Source organism: Rossellomorea aquimaris (assembly GCF_000935355.1).
GTDB lineage: Bacteria > Bacillota > Bacilli > Bacillales > Bacillaceae_B > Rossellomorea > Rossellomorea aquimaris_B.
Map to the genome: position 1 here is coordinate 1 of NZ_JXZC01000042.1, position 298 is coordinate 298.

A 298-nucleotide genomic window follows, 5' to 3' on the forward strand; every position below is an offset into this window, starting at 1 on the left:
GGTTCAAGTCCCTTCACCCGCACTTTAAAAGGTCCAAAACAACTTTTGAAAAAAAGTATTGACACAGTAGGTTATCCTCGTTATAATAATGTTTGTCGCTTAAAACGCGGTCGTGGCGGAATGGCAGACGCGCTAGGTTGAGGGCCTAGTGGGGGCGACCCCGTGGAGGTTCAAGTCCTCTCGGCCGCACCAAAAAGGTTTTAAAACATATTGCGCCCGTAGCTCAATTGGATAGAGCGTTTGACTACGGATCAAAAGGTTAGGGGTTCGACTCCTCTCGGGCGCGCCATCTTGTTTC

2 tRNA genes are annotated in these 298 nt (G+C 49.3%); both read left to right on the top strand.

Annotated elements, in window-relative coordinates:
* The first annotated feature begins 106 nt into the window (after positions 1-106).
* Positions 107-192 (top strand) — tRNA-Leu (locus TV75_RS21025).
* Between the two features lie 20 nt (positions 193-212).
* A tRNA-Arg gene (locus tag TV75_RS21030) sits at positions 213-289 on the top strand.
* Positions 290-298 lie beyond the last annotated feature (9 nt).